This is a genomic window from Longicatena caecimuris, assembly GCF_004341945.1.
Taxonomy (GTDB): Bacteria; Bacillota_I; Bacilli_A; order Erysipelotrichales; family Erysipelotrichaceae; genus Longicatena; species Longicatena caecimuris.
In genome coordinates, this window is the sequence record NZ_SMBP01000001.1 from 129,990 (window position 1) to 146,973 (window position 16,984).

Here is a 16,984-nt window from a genome sequence, read left to right on the forward strand (position 1 = left end):
AATGAAACACACGCAACGATCCTTTTCCTTTTTAATGGAATTTGTCATCATTTTGTTTTTCTTTGCTTTAGCAGCTACTATCTGTGCAGGTTTCTTACTAAAGGCAAAAGAAAAAGAAGCAACGGCCATTACCTTACAACATGATTTATTACAAGCACAAAGTATTATTGAAGAATTGCAAATAGCATCTGATGTGCCTTTTGAACAGCGATTTGATAGTATTAAAAAAGATGAATTGAACTATCAAAAAGGCAATATGAAAATCATATTTAACGATAAAGCTTTATCATCTGGCAAGATACAGTTATGGCATGAAGATGTCATCTTATGTGAGATACCTTTTGTTTTAGGAGAAATTTATCATGCGTACGAATAAGAATCATATACTGCCCCTTGGACTAGGTATACCAACATTATTTACTTTATTTGTTATTTTAGTTATGCTGATGTTGGCTATTTTAACATATGTGAGAGCAAATAGTTATTATGTTTCAACCATTCGCCAGATGGAATTTACAACAGATTACTATGAAACAAAGGCTAATCTTATGGATATCTATAGACAACTAGAACCTAACCATTTGGATGAACAGTTAAAAAAGATGAAAATAGATTATACAAAAAAGGAAAATCTCTATATAATAGAGGAAGATATGAATAATGGAACAGCGTTGCAGTTGCTTTTTCATAAACAAAATGATGAGATTGTTATACAAACCTGCCAGATGATAGATAAGGGTGATGAAAATGGAAATTAAAGCATTGTTAGAAGATGTAGTTAAACGCAAAGCTTCGGATGTGTTTATTGTCGCTGGTTCTCCTTGCGCTATTAAAATAGATGGCAAGATTGAGCCATATGATGATAAAAGGCTTATGCCTCAAGATACCGAACAAATGATTCGTGATATTTATACGATTGCCAAAAAGGATGATATTGAAGATTTTATACATAATGGTGATGATGACTTTTCTTTTTCCATACCTCAAGTTGGACGTTTTCGTGTCAATGCTTATCGTCAACGCAATTCCTTTGCAGCTGTCTTACGTATCGTTAGTTTTTTATTACCAGATCCTAAAATCATGCATATTCCTTCTATCGTAATTGACTTGGCAAAACAAATGAAAGGGATGGTACTGGTAAGTGGACCTGCGGGCAGTGGAAAATCGACGACACTGGCTTGTATCATTGATCAAATTAATAATTCACGTAATTCTCATATCATAACAATTGAAGATCCGATAGAATATTTGCATACCCACAAGCAAAGCATTGTTTCACAAAGAGAAGTTTATCATGATACCAAGGATTATGTATCAGCTTTAAGAGCGGCTCTTAGAGAAGCACCTGAAGTCATCTTAGTTGGAGAGATGCGGGATTTAGAAACGATTGAAATATCTGTAACAGCAGCTGAAACCGGTCATTTGGTGTTTTCGTCATTACATACGATTGGCGCTGCTAATACAATTGATCGCATGATTGATGTTTTTCCAGCAACACAACAACAGCAGATTCGCGTACAGCTATCCATGGTGTTGAATGGTGTGGTTTCTCAGCAATTGTTGCCAGGGAAAGATGGTAAGATGTTACCAGTGTTTGAAATCATGCTATGCAATCAAGCCATTCGCAATCTGATTCGAGAAGGAAAGACACATCAGATGCAAAATACGATAACGGCAAATCGCGCCAGTGGTATGATTACCATGGATGATGCTATTATTGAAGCTTACAAGCAAGATAAGATTACCAAGGAAACAGCGATCATGTATGCAAGTGATGCACGCTATGTAGCTAGTAAAATGTGATTTTATTTAATAAGTATTTTTATGAAATTTTCAAAGATATCAATCGGATTGCTAAGCTATGTGAACAGTCAATTTGACTGTTTTTTTTGTTTTATCAGTTGGTTAATAAAAAAAGAAGAAAATTCATGGAAATTACGTTTTTTCTAATTTTAAAACGTATATAAAGGTGAGGAGGCGATAGGGTTGAAAGAGAAACTGGATGCTATATTGCATATAGCGCTGCAAAAACAAGCGACAGACATTCATTTTGTTAGTACAACACAAGGATTATCAGTTACTATGCGCTGTGAAGATGGTGTCTTGCCAATATATAGTGCTGCGGCTGATAAGAGCTTGTTTAACTACTTGAAATATATAGCGCATTTAGATCTTGGGTTAGGGCAGACGGCGCAAAGTGGAAATTTTCAATATGAATTTCAAGGGGAATGCCTGCAATTTCGCTTTGCATTGTTATCCACGTTGCAAAAGCAGACGGCTGTGCTTCGCATATTGAATAATCATACAGGCATTTGTCTGGAAACTTTGAGTTATGATAAAAAACAACAACAGATTTTTCACTCATGGTGTCAGGCTAGAAACGGTTTGATCGTATTAAGTGGGCCAACTGGTAGCGGCAAGACAACAACTCTGCATGCCATGATGCAATATATTGCAAAAGGTGGAAAACAACGCGTTGTTTCTTTAGAAGATCCTATTGAAATTGTTGATGACTCTTATCTGCAACTTCAAATTAATGAACAACATCATTTTTCTTATGAAGAAGGGATTAAGGAACTGCTTAGACATGATCCGGATGTCATAATGATTGGCGAAATACGAGATCCGATGAGCGCCCGGATGCTGATGCGTAGCGCATTGAGCGGTCATCTGATTTTTACAAGTGTTCATGCAAAAAGTTGTCTGGAGGTGATCTATCGCTTGCATGAATTTGGTTTGAGCAAAGAAGATTTGCGGCAGACATTGACAGGTATTACATCGCAGCGTTTGTTTCATCGACGAAAAGGGAAAGGAAGGGTTTGTATCTATGAAGTATTGGATCAGAATGAAATTATCACTTATTTCAAGCAAGGTGAACTGCCTTCAACGCATGAAAATATGGAAATGCAAATTGCGAGCGCAATTCGGGCAGGTACGATTCAAGAAGAAGCGCAAGAAGACTTTCTCTTTCGATAAAGAATCATTTACTATGTTAATGGAACTTTTAAAAAGTGGGTGTTCATTACAGGATGCAATAGCTTTTTTACCAGGGGACGTTACATGGCTAAATGATAAACTGCAAGCAGGGGAAGAATTTTCTACAATTTTGCAAGAAGATAATCGCCCCTGGATTCGTCATTTTACTTTTTTTTATCGTATGAGTTCACTTCCTGTTGCTATGGAAGAGGCTTTACGTATGACAGACTTTGAGGAAGGGCTTAAGAAAAAATTCCTGCGACAAAGTGCCTATCCTATGCTTATTCTCTTTCTTTCTTTTGCAATGCTACAACTTTTCACAAGTGCCATCATACCCCAAATGTTAGAAAGCTTTGCGATGGAGGAAACATTCTCCCTTACGCAAATACTGTTACATATTTTACAAATATGCAGTATGGGCTTTTTCATATGTGTAATCATGACTTTGCTTGCTTTTTTATATTTAGCTTCACATGCTAAGATTCGTGGCCGATTTCTATACACTGCAGCAAAAAAAAGCGAAGTGATCCGTTGCTATTGTTCCTATCTATTTGCTGGATATATAAAGGAATTAGATACATGTGGAATCGCGACGATGCATGCACTTCAGTTCTTGCAAGAAGTTCCGATTTCATGGATGTGTGAAATGGCAAAACGTATGCAAAAACGATTAGAACAAGGAGAAGCATTCTTACATGTTTTGGAAACAGAGAGGTTACTATCTAAACAGCTGTATCGTTGTTTACAAATGCGTATGTTGACACAAGAAAGTGATAAACCTATGCAGCTTTATCTGATACAACAAGAACAGTATTGGAATCATTTGCTTAAGAAATGTAGTTATCTCTTACAAGGAATTGCCTATGGATTTGTCGCTGTGCTTGTCATCTTAGTCTTTCAAATTTTAATGTTGCCTTTGCAAATGCTGGAAACGATATAAGGAGGATTTACATTATGAAAAACGAAAAAGGCTTTACGATCTTAGAGATGATGATCGTTCTTTCCATCATTGCTCTTGTCTTTTTATTGACATTGCCGAATATTCAACAAAAGGAAAAAATCATTCGCAAAAAAGGATGTGAGGCTTTAATTGAAGTTGTAAATGCACAGATCTTATTGTACGAAATAGATAATCTGACAACGCCGACAAGTGTGGATTCATTGATTCAAAAGGGATATTTAAAAAGCACACAAAAGCGTTGCCCTAATGGTGATACGATCTATCTTTCCAATGGACAAGCTTATGCAAAATGAGAAAGGCTTTACCTTAGTAGAAATGTTAGTAACAATAAGTATTTTACTGCTGATCATGGCTATTTTTCCATTTTTAAAGCCATCGCGGCAATTGGCATTCACCTGTGAAACGGAAAAGCTTCATTCCTTTTTATTACAAGCACACATGAAGGCCATGTTTACTAAAAAAAACATGTACATCCAATTTCAAACAGATGGTGTACAAGCGGGAGAGGAGTTTTTTATATATGACAATATGTACTGTGAGGGAAAAGCGTTTCATTACACAAAACAAGGAACCATTTCACAAGCCCAAACGATCACTTGTTCGCTACAAAATAAGAAAAAAACCATCGTGTTGCAACTCGGCAGCGGCGCTATTGACGTACGATAAAAAAGGATTTTTGTTGATGGACGCCTTGATCTTACTTTTGCTTTGCTCGCTTTGTTGTTTGCTATTGATCAATTGCTGTATGACAGTTACTTCTTGGTATGCCAGTGATCAAGAGCTAAATAATGAAAAGGTAAGGGAAATCTATGCAAAATAATCATGGTTTTACTTTAATTGAAATGCTCTTAGCCCTTTTGATCATTTCCTTTGCTATTGCATTGTTACCACCTTGTCTATCAATCGTTAAACAATTGTTAAAGGATGAGCGCTTCACTGATGATCGTATAGCAATCCATCAATTGCGTCAAATCACTGCCATGTCTAGTGAGTATCTTATGCAAAATCAAAAGGTGATTTTGCAACGAGGGGATGAGGAAATTCAGTTGTTTTATGATCGTATGCGAATTGTGAAGACACCCGGTTACGAAATATATTTAGAACATGTTGACAATGCTGTTTTCTATGAAGATAATAGCTGTCTGCATCTGTTCTTAAAACGAGGCCATTATGAAAAAGATGCCATACTTGGTTGCAAATGATCATGGATTTGCCAGTTTATATGGCTTATGGGTGCTTTCTTCCATCTTATTGTGTATTTCTTTATTTACGATGCGTTTGGTTACGTATACCCAACTTCGAAAATCAGAAGATCTTATGGATGTGTTTATTCTACATACCGTACAAAAACAGTTAAAGAATGAGTATGCTAATAATAAACATGATAAGGAGGTGATAGAAAGGAAGGAAGAGAAACAGGATACATCGCATTCGGCAAAGGAAGACGATAAGGAAGTGGAAAACAAGCCTTACTATTTTTACAAAACATATGCAAATTGTACATTACAATTTCGTTGGGAGATACAGATGTATATGTAAATGGAGATTGTCTCAATGAAACTATGCACATTTATTTAGATGAACAATGTCATAGCATTGTATCTTTTGCATATGAAACCTAGAAAAGGGTAAACTGATGCTAGGTGATAATGATGAATGTACTATGTAGTATGATTTGTTTTGTTTTATTTCTGTTATTAGGTGATGTTTTAATGTTTATCAATACACGGTTTTTTGTTTTACTTCCTTGGTTTCTTATTTACCTCTTTCTTTTAAAAGGTGTTTACAAAACAGCAAATTGTAAAGCATTAGAAGCTAAGGATTTTTTATGCACTTTGCTTTTTACGATTGTTTCGGCTGCTCTTCTAGGTTTTCTTAATATCTCGATGAGTTTGCACACGTATGCTTATCTATATCTGATGAGCTTCATATCCTTACTTGTCTATATTGATGATATTCGCTTTAAAAGTCTTATGTAATCGGTGTTTTTGTATAAAAAAAATTGACAAATACGATAAATACATTAAAATAGAATAGGATAAGTAAGGAAAGGTGAAAAGATTATGATCAGTTCTAATGATTTAAAACCTGGTATGACAATACAGCAGGACGGTGAAATTTTTGTTGTGCTGGAACAGAGTCAGAATAAAACTGCACGTAGTGCTATGGTTGTAAAAGCGAAAGTAAGAAACCTGAGAACAGGTGCAAATGTTGAATTGTCTTGGGGTGGAGGAGATAAGATTACGCCTGCACACATCGAAAAGAAAGAAATGCAGTATTTGTATGATGCAGAGGATGCTTTGGTTTTCATGGACAATGAAACTTATGAACAAATTGAGATTCCTAAGGAACATTTGAAATGGGAATTAAATTTTATGAAACCAAATGATAACGTGAATATTTCTATGTTTGAAGGAGAAATTCTCGGTGTTATTTTACCAGATAAAGTAGCTCTGCAGGTTGTTGAATGTGAACCAGCAGTAAAAGGTGATACTGCTACATCGGCAAGCAAAAATGCCGTATTGGAATCAGGATTGGAAATTAAAGTTCCATTATTCATTTCACAAGATGAAATGATCCTTGTTTCAACAGCAGACGGTAAATACTCAGGACGTGCAAAATAAGGAAAAAGCTGCGTGATGCGGCTTTTCTTTTTGTGAATCTTCACAAAAACTTCCCAATAAAAGTATTCAAGACCCTATATTTTTGATATAATAAAAGCTAGATTGGGAGGTAACTCGTATGGAAAAATTATCACGGGTCAAAAAATATGAAGATCTAAGAAAATCTATCGAAATGGATAATAATATAGATGCTACCGTTCAGGATGAATCACTTGCAGCTTCAGAAAACTTATTGAAGTCTTTTGATTCCTCTGTTTTCAAAAAAGTGGAGATCAAAGAAGAAGAGGAAACGCCGAAACGAGCAAAAGCATTTGATGATCAGACAGAAACAAACAAGGAAAATCTGAATGATACTTTTACTAATGAGTATCTTGATGATTTCATCAAAGAGGTTCGTGATTATAATATTCGCAAAGGCAATCGTGAAAGTGAAGATACCGAAGTTGATATTTTATATCAATTAAATGCCGCCAATCGGGCCAAACGTACACGCTACATACAAGAAATAAAAGATGAAGTGCCAGAAATGGTCCAGGAAAGTCCGAAAACTGTATTAAGCAAAGAAGAAATTGCACAAGAAGTGAAAAATTTATTACGCGATGATTCAATAGCAGAAGATGTGCAAGAAACAGTAGCTCCGCCTGAAACTACGGAGACGATGGAAACACTGATCTCTGATATTCAGGAGGAAGAAGCCCTTGAAACTGAGGAAACGAATGATGAAGCAATACCTGATGTTTCGCAAACGCAGCAGATAATTACAGAACCAGTTAAAAAAATTATAACACCTGTTTATGAAGATGTTGAAGAAGAGGATGTACAGGAGATTGACGATGTACAGCTAGATAACACCTATCATAAGAAACTCATCGAAGAAACACAGCAGTTACGTGTTCAGATGGATGAATATGAAGAAGAATTAACAGATTTAAGTGATGGAGTCGAGAAAACGAATAAGTTATTAAACTTTGTTTTATGTTTTCTTATTCTTGTTTTATTAGTTGTTATAGGATTTATTGGATATTCCATTTGGAAAGCTGGAGGTTTTAATTTATGAAAATAAATATTGCAATTGATGGACCTAGTGCTGCCGGCAAAAGTACAATTGCGAAAATCCTAGCCAAAGAATTAGGCTATGCTCATCTAGATACAGGAGCGATGTATCGCTGTGTCGGCTATTATGCATTACAGCAAAAAATTAATATCGATGATGAAGAAGCATTAGTGCACATGATGGAATATATGCAGATTAGTTTTGATGCGGATGGCAATGTTTATATCAATGATCAAGATGTATCTAAAGAAATACGTCAAAATGAAATTTCAATGGTAGCAAGTAAAGTTTCAGCATTTCCTAAAGTACGAAAACACCTTGTAAAATTGCAACAGGAAATGGCAAAGAATAAGGGATATATCATGGATGGGCGTGATATAGGAACCATCGTATTGCCGGATGCCGAATTAAAAATCTATATGGTAGCAAGTGTGAATGCACGCGCAAAACGTCGTTACAAAGAATATTTAGAAAAGCATATTGAGGCAGATTACGATGTGATATTCAAAGATATTGAACAACGTGATTATCAAGATATGAATCGCAAAACATCACCGCTTTGCAAAGCGAAAGATGCTATTGAACTTGATACTTCCGATATGACGATTGAAGAAGTTGTTTCAGCAATACATAAGCTGATGAAAGTAAAACTGTGAATGGAGGTGGCGTTTGACTGTGATGGTCAAACATGCATATGATTAGTGGTATCGTAGCGATCGTGGGACGACCGAACGTCGGAAAATCCACGATTTTTAATCGAATAATTGGTGAAAGAAAAAGTATAGTAGAGGACACACCAGGTGTTACACGTGATAGAATATATGGTAAAGCAGAATGGTTGACAAAAGAATTTCGGGTAATTGATACTGGCGGTATACAACTAGCCGATCAACCGTTTCGTGAAGAGATTAATATGCAAGTAGAAATTGCCATAGATGAAGCAGATACGATTTTATTTGTTGTCAATGGAAAAGAAGGTATTACCAACGATGATGAATATATTGCACGTCTATTACAGCGTTCACAAAAAAAAGTTATCCTTGCAGTAAATAAAGTAGATGATTTTGCCCAAAGTGACAGCATCTATGAGTTTTACAATTTAGGGCTCAGTGATCCAATCGCAGTTTCTGGTGCACATGGCATTGGAATTGGTGATATCTTAGATGCAATTGTAAACAGCTTCCCAGATAAGATACAGAAGGATTATGATGGAATGACGCGTTTCTGCGTCATTGGACGACCAAATGTTGGAAAGAGTTCGTTGGTAAATGCTCTTTTAAATCAAGAACGTGTTATCGTATCCAATATTGAAGGGACAACAAGAGATGCAATCGATACACCTTTTAAACGTGAAGGTAAGGAATATGTAGTAATCGATACTGCAGGTATTCGTAAACGCGGCAAGGTGTATGAGAATATTGAAAAATATTCCGTATTGCGTGCCATGAGCGCTATAGAACGAAGCGATGTGGTGTTAGTTGTCATTGATGGAGAAAGTGGAATTCGTGATCAAGACAAACATGTTGCTGGCTTTGCACATGAAGCGGGAAAAGGGGTTATCATCGTATATAATAAATGGGATGCTGTAGAAAAAGATGAAAAAACGATGAATCGTATTGAGAAAGAAATACGGACACAGTTTCAATACTTATCCTATGCACCAATTCTGTTTGTCTCTGCATTAAAAAAACAACGCATCCAGACAATTCTGCCGATGATTGACGATGTACATGATGCTTCCGTTTTACGCATACAAACAAATGTGTTAAATGAAGTTTTAATGGATGCACAATTAATGACCCCACCACCGACCCATAAAGGGAAACGCTTGAAAATTTATTATGCGTCGCAGGTGGCTGTAGCACCGCCAACGATTGTTTTATTCGTAAATGATCCAGAATTACTGCATTTTAGCTATAAACGTTTCCTAGAAAATAGCTTACGTGAAGCCTTTGGCTTTCAAGGAACAACATTACGTATCTTAGCAAGAGAAAGAAACAGGTGATCATATGAAGTGTGTAGTTATCGGCAGCGGTAGCTGGGGAACTGCATTAGCACAAGTATTATGTGATAATAAAGTTCATGTGACTTTATGGGGCAAAAATAAAAATGAAGTGGAGGATGTTGAACTGCATCATCAAAACAGTCGTTTTTTTCCTGGTGTCGTTTTGCATCCCAATTTGCATGCAACAACGGATTTGACGATTGTTAAGGACGCAGATGTAATCGTTCTCAGTGTACCTACGATTGCGGTTGAGGAAATGTGTCGTAAGATTGATACTTTATTAGAGAAATCTGTTATCATCGTAAATACAGCAAAAGGATTTCATCCAGAAACAAATGAGCGTATGTCAGAGGTGATTCGTCATGCTATGACACATTTATCAAGCGTTGTATCCTTAATTGGGCCTAGTCATGCCGAAGAAGTTGTCTTGCGAATGTTGACAACTATTTGTGCAGTATCACAAAATAAAGAAGATGCTATTTGCATCCAAAAACTATTTTCAAATGACTATTTGCGTGTTTACCGTGGCCACGATGAAATCGGCAGTGAAATTGGCGTTGCTTTAAAGAACGCCATCGCAGTAGCAAGTGGTGTGTTAAGTGGTGTCGGTTATGGCGATAATACAAAAGCCGCTTTGATTACCAGAGGACTGACAGAGATGATCCGCTATGGTGTGGCCATGGGCGGTAAACAAGAAACTTTCATGGGACTTACGGGAATAGGAGATTTAATAGTTACTTGTACAAGTAAACACTCTCGTAACTTTCAAGCCGGTTATGAAATAGGTATCCATAATTCAGCTGATTATTTTTGGAAAAATAATAAAAAGACAGTAGAAGGTGTGCGTACTGCAAAAGTTGTTCATGAAGTAGCCCAGAAACGCGGCATTGAGATGCCGATTATTAATGAGATATATAAGGTGCTATATGAAGGTAAAAAACCGAAAGATAGCGCACAAGAGCTTATGCTACGTGATTTAAAAGAGGAAATGTAAAGGTGGTTTATGAAAACTGCCTTTTTTTTCATCATCTGTGGATTTTCTTTTCAAAATCATGCTATAATAAGTAACGCATTGTAGTCAGGAGGAAATAATATGGCAGATTATGTCAATGAAATAAAGCGGCGAAGAACCTTCGCAATCATTTCTCATCCGGATGCTGGTAAGACCACACTGACTGAAAAATTATTATTATATGGTGGTGCTATCTTACAAGCCGGAAGTGTAAAAGGAAAAAAAGCAAATAAACATGCAGTCTCTGACTGGATGGAAATAGAAAAACAAAGAGGTATTTCTGTAACAAGTTCTGTTTTACAGTTTGAATATAATGATTTCTGTATTAATATTCTAGATACGCCAGGCCATCAGGATTTCTCTGAAGATACATATCGTACCTTAATGGCAGCTGATTCTGCTGTTATGGTTATTGATGCTTCAAAAGGTGTTGAGGCACAGACAAAAAAATTATTCAAGGTTTGCTTGTTACGTAAGATCCCTATTTTTACCTTTATTAACAAGATGGATAGGGCGGCAATGGATCCATTTAAGCTATTAGAGCATATCGAAGCCGAATTAGGCATTTCTACTTATGCAATGAATTGGCCAATTGGTTCTGGCAAAGAATTCAAAGGTGTATATGAACGTGATCATAAAAGAATTATCGCGTTTCATGGCGGCGATCATGGAATGAAAGCTGCTGAAGTAACAGAAGGGTCTCTTGAAGATGATACCTTCCGCAGCATTCTTGGTGATCATTTTTTTGAACAGTTACGTGAAGATAGTGAATTGCTAGATATCGCCAGTACTGAATTTGATGAAGCAGCGATTGCAAAAGGTGAATTGACTCCCGTATTTTTTGGAAGCGCCTTGACTAACTTTGGTGTTGAACCTTTCTTATCACACTTTTTAAATATGACCACTAGTCCTTTACCAAGAGAAGCCAGTGTAGGCGAAATTGATCCTTTTGATGAACATTTTTCAGCATTTGTATTTAAGATCCAAGCAAATATGAATAAAGCACATCGTGATCGTATTGCATTTATGCGTATTTGTAGTGGTAAATTTGAAAAGGGAATGGAAGTCTTGCATGTCCAACAAGGTAAAAAAATCCGTCTTGCACAACCACAGCAATTCATGGCACAAGACCGCGAAATTGTAGAAGAGGCATATCCTGGTGATGTGATTGGTGTCTTTGATCCAGGTATCTTCGCTATCGGTGATACTCTTTGTGATGCATCTTATAAATTTGAGTTTAAAAAAATCCCAACTTTCGCTCCAGAACACTTTGCTCGTGTTACGCAAAAAGATACAATGAAACGTAAGCAATTCACAAAAGGCATTACGCAAATTGCACAAGAAGGAGCAATTCAAGTGTTCCAACAAATCGATACTGGGATGGAAGAAATCATCGTAGGCGGTGTTGGTGTTCTACAATTTGATGTATTAGAACAACGTTTACAAAGTGAATATAATGTTGAAATTAAATTAGAGATTCTTCCTTATCAGTGTGTTCGCTGGATTGATGATCAAACATTAGATCCACATACGTTAAATCTTACGAGTGATACAAAACGACTAAAAGATCTGAAAGGTAAAAATCTTTTACTATTCATGAATAATTGGGGAATAAAATGGGCAACGGAACAAAATAAATCGCTATCGTTAAGTGAATTTGGCAATATGGAATAAAAATACCTGAAAAGGTATTTTTTCTATTGTTCGCACAATAATAACTACAGGAGGTAATTATCATGAAGGATGAAGATATTATTTGTACCTGTATGAGCGTATCTGTAAAAGATATACGCCAGGCCATTGATGAAGGTGCTAGAACAGTTCAAGAAGTACAAGATAAGACGGGTGCAGGAACTGTTTGCGGTGTATGTAATGAAGATTTAGAACAATGTGTTATGGAGTTATTGGCTCAACTACATTAAGAACCTTTCAATAGGTTCTTTTTCAATGTTCTTTCTTTGATTAGGCATAAACCCAGTGTCTTTATCATAAGTTTAGAATGACTAAGGGAGGACAAACTATGGATACCACAGAGATTTTAAAAAATATAGCTCAGCGATGCGGTGGTGATATATACTTAGGAATCGTCGGTCCTGTACGCGTTGGTAAATCAACGTTTATCAAAGAATTTATGGAAAAAGCCGTCATTCCATACGTACATGATGAATATGAAAAAGCCCGAATGATCGATGAACTGCCACAAGCTGGTGTTGGAAAGACGATCATGACCACAGAGCCAAAATTCGTTCCAAACAATGCCGCTACAATTGAATTTGATGATGGTTTTACGGTTAATGTACGTCTTGTCGACTGTGTTGGCTATGTTATACCAGAAGCAAAAGGATATAAGGATGAAGATGGCATTCGTATGGTAAGAACACCATGGAATGATGAACCAGTACCGTTTAACGAAGCTGCTAAGACAGGAACGCAAAAAGTAATTCAAGATCATTCTACCATTGGCATTGTAATTACAACAGATGGAACGATATCCGATTTATCCAGAGAGGCTTATATAGAAGCAGAGGCTGAAGTCATTGAGGAACTGCAAGCTATTGGAAAGCCATTTATTGTTATTGTAAATAGTGTAGACACAGCTTCTCCAACATGTAAAGCTGTTGTTGAAAAACTACAAGAGAAATATCAAGTTCCAGTATTAGCCGTTGCTGTGAATCATATGAGTGAAGCGGACATTCAGTATATTTTAAGAGAAGCTCTTTATGAATTTCCTGTATCGGAAATTAATATAAATATGCCGCAATGGATTGCTGTATTGAATGATGAACATTGGTTGAAAAAAAGTTTTCAGGATACCATAGAAGAAAGCATGTCCAGTGTCGAAAAGCTACGTGAAGTAGAGAGTATCACGGACATATTAGATACGAATGATAATATTGAATCAAGCAATATTGCGACCATTGATACTGGGCAGGGAATAGTGAATGTTGATATCACTATAAAATCTGGTTTGTACAATGAAATACTAAAAGAGATTATTGGTAAGGATATTAAAGATAAAGCGGAGCTTATATCCCTAATGCAAGACTATAGTAAAGCAAAAAGGGAATATGATGCTGTAAGCAGTGCCCTGAAAATGGTTAAACAAACAGGATATGGTTTTGCTAGTGCATCCTTACAGGATATCGCTTTAAGTAAGCCAGAAATTGTTAAGCAGGGGAGCCGCTATGGTGTGAAGCTAAAAGCTGTCGCTCCAAGCATCCATATGATCAAAGTGGATGTTGAAAGCACTTTTGAGCCAATCATTGGTTCAAAGGAACAAAGTGAGGAGCTAATTCGCTATTTACTTCGTGATGAAGGTAAGAATGATGAAACTATCTGGGATAGTGATATTTTTGGTAGAAAGCTTTCCGATCTAATTCGCGATGGATTGAATGCAAAACTTTCAATGATACCGGAAGCAGCAAGAGCTAGACTTCAAGATATCTTGACAAAACTCGTTAATAAAGGAAAAGGAAATGTGATTGCTATCGTGTTATAACGATATAATTAGTTATAACTTTATTTGAATAATTAACGAAATATATTGAAAAAAAAGCCTTCAAATGGTATCATATATCTATGTTGGAGGTAATTAGACATGAGTGAAATCTTAAATAAAAAAGCATTGGTTGAAGTCGTAGCTGAAAAGCTGGAAATGACAAAAAAAGATGCAACAGTTGCTGTTGATACAGTATTTGAAGAAATTACAAAAACACTGGCAGACGGCGGAAAAGTTGATTTATCTGGATTCGGTAAATTCGAAGTAGCTGAGCGTCCAGCTCGTATGGGTATCAATCCTGCTACAAAAGAACCATTACCAATCGCTGCATCAAAAGCTCCTAAATTTAAAGCTGCTAAAGCTCTGAAGGATGCTGTAAAATAACAATGTTTAATAAAAGGGATGTTCTTTATCAATAGAATACCCCTTTTTATTTCACAGTAGAGTAGGTTAGTTGATTCATGTTATAGTTACTTATATTACTTTTAACTTATAAAATTGTTTTGTGTACTACCTGTGCTCTTATAATAAGCATAAGCGATTATAAGTATTACGAATTCGTTTTTTGTTTATTCCTTGAATTTTATTCTAATTATATTTATCCTAATGATGTAGTAGTAATTAAAAAGAATGTAGGTATCTTGAGCTATACATATTACTTCGCATAATGTATATTATGTAATATAAATAGACGTAATAATGTACACTTTAATAGTTTAATCATAAAATCACTCCTTTACAAATCTATACCGTATTGATAATCAGCTATCATATTAATATAATCATTAATCTCATCAACCGTACTTTCATAGCCGATTGATTTATCAGTCTTATATACTTGGTTTAACAATAATAGCAACTGCTTATTACTAACAACACTCTCTTTAACAGGCTTAAGACAATTCTGAGAATAATAAAAATGTCTTTGTCCCTTTTGGTAATCATCATCAATATTTTTACTGATATATTTTAATATATATGACCGACAAGCCGCTTGGTCTTGTATCTTAGATACAGTACTAAAACCATTATGCCAGTTACTCCAATTATAAATAGGCAAATCTTTATGATACCTACGTTTATACTGATTACTACGTACATTATCATATGTTAATAAACTATCATCCTCAAGATATATCAATCCATGATAATGATATGCTCCATCCTTGTGTTGCTCATGCACTAACAAATACTTAAAATTAGGACATGTGTCTTTATGCAAAGACCTAAAATTATTTAGATACTTGCGCACTTTACTGCTACAAGCACTAAAACTATACCTATCACAACACTCGGAGTTAAACGTAAGAGTAACAAAGTAGTTAAAATCATTACTACGAGCGATATCAAAAATCTTATTACGAGTTTTTGCGATATTATAAAGTACTTTTGCTCTCCGCTTTTCTTCAGCTGATTTTTTTCGCGCATCATCAGATATTGACTCAAACGCAGACTTTGCAAACGCAGGTTTTTCCGCGCTCGCAATATCCAAAAATCCACCTTGTAACTCAATCTCTCTACTACGCTTAGCGTCCGCCCACTGCGCCACAAAGTCACTATATGTTTCAGTTTTTTTATACTGTCTATCATACTTCTCTGCCAACCTTTCCTCATCCGTAATACATTCATAGCCACTAACTTTTTTAAATGCCGTGAAGTTAAGTTTTTTAACAGCTATAGTACCATCGGGATATTTAGTGATAATTGTATCAAAAGGCTTGCTAATCTCTATCTCTTTTTTTAGTGCCATGAGATACTCCCCTGTCTGTAATTTACCTAACGTTTAGTAGTTAGGTAGTGAGTTAGAGGGGTTTAGTCAAGTAACGCGCGTGCGCGCGATTATACCCCTCTAACGACAAAATGTCAATAAAAATTTAAATTTTATTAACATATAAATAAATAAAAGCTTCTGCCTCCCTCGGAAAAGCTATGGGCTTATCTCTCAATCAGCACTATCACTACAACATATGCGCTTGCTACAGCAAGGGTATATAAACGCACGTAGTGCGCCCTTGCTTGCGCTCACTTGCATATGTAACGTTAACCGTGCCGACCGAGGGAAAGCCCTAAAAAGCTGTCCCTCAATTTTTTTAGTTATACGCGCTTAGGAGCAAAGCCATCACGAGCCAAACGCTGTATAACCTCATACGTATTGTAACAATTACGTAACTCATCAGATTGGATAAAACTGCACTTATACTTACGTGGTGTTTTGAATTTCTTTTTAGGGTCAGTCTGATCAATCATATAGTTATAATCATCACCATCATAACAACGATTACGAGTCCATCTACCGCCAAATGTGCGGCACTCAATGACCTCGTAGCACTGCTCACGTAATGGCTTGCTAACGCGCGTAAATACTTGAGATGTACTTAATATAGTGACACACTGCTTACGTTGCATGGTAATAGCTGACAAAAGATACTCGGGAAAATCCTTAGACCTCTGACTGCTAAATTCATTCTGAATTTCATCGAACGCAAATATGACCCCATCCGTGCCATTACGTAACCTCATCAAGTCATTAAGAGACTTAAGACGACCGTCAGCATAACGGTAATAAAAATTAGTAAAAATCATTGCTTTTGGATATTGCTTATGTAACTCATTAAGACGATTTACCATGCTTACAGTCTTACCGCCACCTTGCCTACCAACATACATATGCAAACCAAATTCGTTAAATCTTTGTACCCCTGCCCGCCTTTCAGCGGCAGAAAGTTTAATATCCAACCACTTATACTTCAAAAATTGACATAAATGTATCAAAAAAAGCTTAATCTTACCAAACTTTAACACACAAATAAACACAATAAACATATATATATAATACATATATACCTCCCACTA

At 36.1% G+C, this 16,984-nt stretch carries 20 protein-coding genes; 18 read left to right on the forward strand and 2 right to left on the reverse strand.

Features of this window, described 5'->3' with window-relative positions; genetic code table 11:
* The first annotated feature begins 1 nt into the window (after position 1).
* From EDD61_RS00630 to EDD61_RS00720, 18 genes are all read left to right on the forward strand, one after another.
* Positions 2 to 376, forward strand: coding sequence for a hypothetical protein (locus tag EDD61_RS00630; protein ID WP_008978389.1), 375 nt, complete (start codon positions 2 to 4; stop codon positions 374 to 376).
* On the forward strand, positions 363 to 758 hold the full coding sequence (locus tag EDD61_RS00635) for a hypothetical protein (protein WP_132223231.1): 396 nt from the start codon (positions 363 to 365) through the stop codon (positions 756 to 758). Before EDD61_RS00630 ends, EDD61_RS00635 begins: the two co-directional genes overlap by 14 nt.
* Positions 748 to 1,803 carry a type IV pilus twitching motility protein PilT gene (locus EDD61_RS00640; protein ID WP_008688447.1) on the forward strand — a complete coding sequence of 352 codons (1,056 nt, stop codon included), beginning with the start codon at positions 748 to 750 and terminating at the stop codon, positions 1,801 to 1,803. The genes EDD61_RS00635 and EDD61_RS00640 overlap by 11 nt, the downstream gene beginning before the upstream one ends.
* A 183-nt stretch (positions 1,804 to 1,986) precedes the next feature.
* Positions 1,987 to 2,976 carry an ATPase, T2SS/T4P/T4SS family gene (locus EDD61_RS00645; protein WP_119983367.1) on the forward strand — a complete coding sequence of 330 codons (990 nt, stop codon included), beginning with the start codon at positions 1,987 to 1,989 and terminating at the stop codon, positions 2,974 to 2,976.
* 13 nt (positions 2,977 to 2,989) lie between these two features.
* Positions 2,990 to 3,916: a type II secretion system F family protein gene (locus EDD61_RS00650; RefSeq protein ID WP_132223234.1), complete on the forward strand. Its 927-nt coding sequence runs from the start codon at positions 2,990 to 2,992 to the stop codon at positions 3,914 to 3,916.
* Positions 3,917 to 3,930: 14 nt separating this feature from the next.
* Entirely contained in the window at positions 3,931 to 4,230 is a 300-nt protein-coding gene (gene comGC / locus EDD61_RS00655) for a competence type IV pilus major pilin ComGC (protein WP_132223237.1), read from the forward strand.
* Entirely contained in the window at positions 4,220 to 4,603 is a 384-nt protein-coding gene (locus tag EDD61_RS00660) for a prepilin-type N-terminal cleavage/methylation domain-containing protein (RefSeq protein WP_132223240.1), read from the forward strand. Before comGC ends, EDD61_RS00660 begins: the two co-directional genes overlap by 11 nt.
* Before the next feature lie 143 nt (positions 4,604 to 4,746).
* Positions 4,747 to 5,139 (forward strand): prepilin-type N-terminal cleavage/methylation domain-containing protein, encoded by a 393-nt coding sequence (locus tag EDD61_RS00665; protein WP_132223243.1) that lies wholly within the window; start codon positions 4,747 to 4,749, stop codon positions 5,137 to 5,139.
* Complete coding sequence (locus EDD61_RS00670; protein WP_243642674.1) at positions 5,108 to 5,476, forward strand: transcriptional regulator; 369 nt, start codon at positions 5,108 to 5,110, stop codon at positions 5,474 to 5,476. The genes EDD61_RS00665 and EDD61_RS00670 overlap by 32 nt, the downstream gene beginning before the upstream one ends.
* A 524-nt stretch (positions 5,477 to 6,000) precedes the next feature.
* The gene (gene efp / locus EDD61_RS00680; RefSeq protein ID WP_008688463.1) at positions 6,001 to 6,561 is read left to right on the forward strand and encodes an elongation factor P; all 561 of its coding nucleotides are present in this window, start codon (positions 6,001 to 6,003) and stop codon (positions 6,559 to 6,561) included.
* A 118-nt stretch (positions 6,562 to 6,679) separates the two neighbouring features.
* Positions 6,680 to 7,618 (forward strand): hypothetical protein, encoded by a 939-nt coding sequence (locus EDD61_RS00685; protein WP_132223249.1) that lies wholly within the window; start codon positions 6,680 to 6,682, stop codon positions 7,616 to 7,618.
* Positions 7,615 to 8,271, forward strand: coding sequence for a (d)CMP kinase (gene cmk / locus EDD61_RS00690; RefSeq protein ID WP_132223252.1), 657 nt, complete (start codon positions 7,615 to 7,617; stop codon positions 8,269 to 8,271). Before EDD61_RS00685 ends, cmk begins: the two co-directional genes overlap by 4 nt.
* 38 nt (positions 8,272 to 8,309) lie before the next feature.
* On the forward strand, positions 8,310 to 9,620 hold the full coding sequence (der, locus tag EDD61_RS00695; RefSeq protein ID WP_026006721.1) for a ribosome biogenesis GTPase Der: 1,311 nt from the start codon (positions 8,310 to 8,312) through the stop codon (positions 9,618 to 9,620).
* 4 nt (positions 9,621 to 9,624) lie between these two features.
* The gene (locus tag EDD61_RS00700; RefSeq protein WP_008688468.1) at positions 9,625 to 10,614 is read left to right on the forward strand and encodes an NAD(P)H-dependent glycerol-3-phosphate dehydrogenase; all 990 of its coding nucleotides are present in this window, start codon (positions 9,625 to 9,627) and stop codon (positions 10,612 to 10,614) included.
* Between the two features lie 99 nt (positions 10,615 to 10,713).
* Complete coding sequence (locus EDD61_RS00705) at positions 10,714 to 12,306, forward strand: peptide chain release factor 3 (protein WP_132223255.1); 1,593 nt, start codon at positions 10,714 to 10,716, stop codon at positions 12,304 to 12,306.
* 62 nt (positions 12,307 to 12,368) lie between these two features.
* Complete coding sequence (locus EDD61_RS00710; RefSeq protein ID WP_008688470.1) at positions 12,369 to 12,554, forward strand: (2Fe-2S)-binding protein; 186 nt, start codon at positions 12,369 to 12,371, stop codon at positions 12,552 to 12,554.
* 98 nt (positions 12,555 to 12,652) lie between these two features.
* On the forward strand, positions 12,653 to 14,131 hold the full coding sequence (gene spoIVA, locus EDD61_RS00715) for a stage IV sporulation protein A (protein WP_008688471.1): 1,479 nt from the start codon (positions 12,653 to 12,655) through the stop codon (positions 14,129 to 14,131).
* Positions 14,132 to 14,230: 99 nt separating this feature from the next.
* Positions 14,231 to 14,515 carry an HU family DNA-binding protein gene (locus tag EDD61_RS00720; protein ID WP_008688472.1) on the forward strand — a complete coding sequence of 95 codons (285 nt, stop codon included), beginning with the start codon at positions 14,231 to 14,233 and terminating at the stop codon, positions 14,513 to 14,515.
* Between the two features lie 352 nt (positions 14,516 to 14,867).
* On the opposite strand, the gene EDD61_RS00725 is transcribed toward EDD61_RS00720, so the two are convergent.
* Together EDD61_RS00725 and EDD61_RS00730 are read right to left on the reverse strand one after the other, a co-directional pair.
* Positions 14,868 to 15,881, reverse strand: coding sequence for a rolling circle replication-associated protein (locus EDD61_RS00725; RefSeq protein ID WP_132223258.1), 1,014 nt, complete (start codon positions 15,879 to 15,881; stop codon positions 14,868 to 14,870).
* 344 nt (positions 15,882 to 16,225) lie between these two features.
* A complete protein-coding gene (locus tag EDD61_RS00730; protein ID WP_132223261.1) occupies positions 16,226 to 16,969 on the reverse strand; it encodes a hypothetical protein in 744 nt (247 codons plus the stop codon).
* Between the last annotated feature and the right edge of the window lie 15 nt (positions 16,970 to 16,984).

Excerpts from the sequence above, each read along its gene's own strand:
- EDD61_RS00705 (WP_132223255.1), top strand. The coding sequence starts at position 10,714 with ATGGCAGATTATGTCAATGAAATAAAGCGGCGAAGAACCTTCGCAATC.
- efp (WP_008688463.1), top strand. The coding sequence starts at position 6,001 with ATGATCAGTTCTAATGATTTAAAACCTGGTATGACAATACAGCAGGAC.
- EDD61_RS00700 (WP_008688468.1), top strand. The coding sequence starts at position 9,625 with ATGAAGTGTGTAGTTATCGGCAGCGGTAGCTGGGGAACTGCATTAGCA.
- EDD61_RS00720 (WP_008688472.1), top strand. The coding sequence starts at position 14,231 with ATGAGTGAAATCTTAAATAAAAAAGCATTGGTTGAAGTCGTAGCTGAA.
- EDD61_RS00630 (WP_008978389.1), top strand. The coding sequence starts at position 2 with ATGAAACACACGCAACGATCCTTTTCCTTTTTAATGGAATTTGTCATC.
- EDD61_RS00670 (WP_243642674.1), top strand. The coding sequence starts at position 5,108 with ATGAAAAAGATGCCATACTTGGTTGCAAATGATCATGGATTTGCCAGT.
- EDD61_RS00730 (WP_132223261.1), bottom strand. The coding sequence starts at position 16,969 with ATGTATTATATATATATGTTTATTGTGTTTATTTGTGTGTTAAAGTTT.
- EDD61_RS00650 (WP_132223234.1), top strand. The coding sequence starts at position 2,990 with ATGTTAATGGAACTTTTAAAAAGTGGGTGTTCATTACAGGATGCAATA.
- EDD61_RS00660 (WP_132223240.1), top strand. The coding sequence starts at position 4,220 with ATGCAAAATGAGAAAGGCTTTACCTTAGTAGAAATGTTAGTAACAATA.
- EDD61_RS00710 (WP_008688470.1), top strand. The coding sequence starts at position 12,369 with ATGAAGGATGAAGATATTATTTGTACCTGTATGAGCGTATCTGTAAAA.
- EDD61_RS00665 (WP_132223243.1), top strand. The coding sequence starts at position 4,747 with ATGCAAAATAATCATGGTTTTACTTTAATTGAAATGCTCTTAGCCCTT.
- comGC (WP_132223237.1), top strand. The coding sequence starts at position 3,931 with ATGAAAAACGAAAAAGGCTTTACGATCTTAGAGATGATGATCGTTCTT.
- EDD61_RS00640 (WP_008688447.1), top strand. The coding sequence starts at position 748 with ATGGAAATTAAAGCATTGTTAGAAGATGTAGTTAAACGCAAAGCTTCG.
- cmk (WP_132223252.1), top strand. The coding sequence starts at position 7,615 with ATGAAAATAAATATTGCAATTGATGGACCTAGTGCTGCCGGCAAAAGT.
- EDD61_RS00635 (WP_132223231.1), top strand. The coding sequence starts at position 363 with ATGCGTACGAATAAGAATCATATACTGCCCCTTGGACTAGGTATACCA.
- EDD61_RS00725 (WP_132223258.1), bottom strand. The coding sequence starts at position 15,881 with ATGGCACTAAAAAAAGAGATAGAGATTAGCAAGCCTTTTGATACAATT.
- spoIVA (WP_008688471.1), top strand. The coding sequence starts at position 12,653 with ATGGATACCACAGAGATTTTAAAAAATATAGCTCAGCGATGCGGTGGT.
- der (WP_026006721.1), top strand. The coding sequence starts at position 8,310 with ATGATTAGTGGTATCGTAGCGATCGTGGGACGACCGAACGTCGGAAAA.
- EDD61_RS00685 (WP_132223249.1), top strand. The coding sequence starts at position 6,680 with ATGGAAAAATTATCACGGGTCAAAAAATATGAAGATCTAAGAAAATCT.